This window comes from Kitasatospora sp. NPDC001225 (assembly GCF_053597855.1).
In genome coordinates this window covers 1-2,440 of record NZ_JBSFJC010000359.1, presented here as the reverse complement: position 1 = coordinate 2,440, position 2,440 = coordinate 1, and the positions used below count along the sequence as shown (strand labels likewise).

1 pseudogene is annotated in these 2,440 nt (G+C 72.3%); it reads left to right on the top strand.

The window, feature by feature from the left end:
* Nucleotides 1-235 precede the first annotated feature (235 nt).
* A pseudogene (locus ACWDCZ_RS40405) lies at nt 236-2,440 on the top strand (hypothetical protein); the annotation flags it as partial.

The window sequence follows — 2,440 nt, the reverse complement described above, 5'->3', positions numbered from 1 at the left end:
GATCTGGCATCCGCGGAGGTTCGTGATCGGCGCGTCGGTGGCGGAGTACGCGTAGAACCGGGCCTGGGAGCGGGCTGACCTGGCGACGGCTCGGTGGAGGGTCGCCGCGCTGTTCGCCGGCCTCGGGTACCACCTGCACGACGGCGTTCCACCGAATCCGACCAAGCAGGAACTGACCGACGCCCTCAACGCGTTCTGTACTTCGCCGGAACGCCGGGAGGAAGACCTGCTCGCGGTGTACCTGTCTTGCCACGGCGACATCCTGGACTCCACCGGCGAGCACGTCCTGATCACCGCTGACACCGATCCGGACCGGCTGTCGTACACGGGGCTGCCGACGGCGGAGCTGACGCGGGCGATGCTGCTCGACACCCGGATCCGGCGGGTGCTGCTGATGCTGGACGCCTGCTACGTCGGCCACGGCGGCAACCAGCTGGCTGCCGCAGCACTGGAACGCCTTGGACAGACCTGGGGCACCGGGTCCGGGTCGGGACTCGTCATCGTGTCCTCTGCCCAGCCCCACCAGGAAGCGGTGGCCGACCTGTTCCCGCGCCTGCTGGAGGACGCGGTGAACGGCCTGGCGGTAGCCGGCCGCGGCCCTGACACGCTGTCGGTGAGCACCGTGGTCCAGCATATGAACGACGCCCCGGAGCGGCCCGACCACCAGCGGATCGGCCTGGCGATGGTCGGCCTGGACGGGGAGCCGCCCGCGTTCCTCCCCAACCCGCGCCACGACGCCCGCCTCAGCGCCGTCGACCTCGCGGTGCAGCAGGAGGCTGCCTTCGGTGAACAGGACCGGCGGCGGGAGACCGAACTCGTCACCCGACTGCTGCTCCGCGCCATGGGTTACCAGAGCCACGACACCGGCGAGGGCACCGAACCGGGGTGGTGGTTCAGCGGCCGTCACGCCGCCCTCACCGACCTCGCCGCCTGGCTCAGCACCCGCAGAGACGGCGACACGGCCGGGTGCCGGGCGGTGACCGGGGGACCAGGCTCCGGCAAGACCGCCGTCCTCGGAATGATCGCCGCCCTCACCCACCCCGAACGCCGCCGCACGGTCCCCCTCCACACCCTCGGCTTGCCCCCCGACCTCCTCAACCTCGGCGCACTGAACGCCGCCGTCTACGCCCAACGCCTCACCGACACCGACATCCTCGATGCGCTGTGCGCAGCCGCCCGCGTCCAGGCCGAAACCGTCGGCACGTTCCTCGACGCCCTCGGCCGACAGAACCGCCCACGCCCGTTGACCGTCCTCATCGACGCCCTCGACGAGGCCGCCACCCCAGACAGCCTCTGCACCACCATCCTGCGCCCGCTCCTCCAGCACTCCCGCGGCCGCATCCGCCTCCTTCTCGGCACCCGCCCCAACCTCCTGCCCCGCCTGCCTCTCACCGACGACCAGGTCCTCGATCTCGACAGCGGCCGCTATGCCGACCCGGAAGCCCTCACCGCCTACGCCGCCCGCACCCTCCTCCAGGCCCGACGTACCTCCCCCTACCGGCGCTCCCCGGGCGCCGTCGAACCGGTTGCCCGCAAGGTCGCCGGCGCAGCCCGCCACTCCTTCCTCATCGCCCGCATCACCGCAGGCACCCTCGCCGCCGCCCCCACGATCCCCGATCCCACCGACACCGCCTGGCACGTCGCCCTGCCCCGCCATGCCGGCGACGCCATGCGCCACGACCTCCACCAACGCCTCGGAGCCGACGCCCGGCGAGTCACCGACCTCCTGCGTCCCCTCGCCTACGCCCAGGGCCAGGGCCTGCCCTGGGAAGACCTCTGGGCCGCCCTCGCCACCCGCCTCTCCGGGCGCGCCTACACCGACGACGACATCGTGTGGCTGCGCGAACAGGCGGGCGCCTACATCGTCGAAGCGACCGAAGGCAACCGCTCCGCCTACCGCCTCTACCACGAGGCGCTGGCCGAACACCTCCGCGAGAACACCGACCCGAGGGCCGTCCACGCCGCGTTCACCCACGTCCTCACCGACCGGGTCCCCCAGCGGGCCGACGGCAGCCGCGACTGGTCCCGGGCCCACCCCTACACCCTCCACCACCTCGCCCACCACGCCGCGCAGGCAGGTCTCCTGGACGAGGTGCTCACCGACAGCGAGTACCTCGTACACGCCGTGCCCCGCGGTCTCACCCCGTACCTCCACCAGGCCCGGAGTGACACGGCCCGCCTGACCGCCGCCGTCTACCGCACCGGCCTTCACCTCCACCACGACGCGGAACCGCCCACGAGACGACAGACCCTCAGCCTCGATGCCGCCCGCGCCGGAGCCCACGGCCTCCACCGTGATCTCACCCGGCACATCCCGTCCGATACCTGGACAGCACAGTGGGCTACCGGCAGTACCTTCAACCCCGCCCTGCGGGACACTCTCACTGGACCATCCCGACCCTGCGGACGGCCGTGCTGCCCGCTCCGCCGCGCTCCTGAC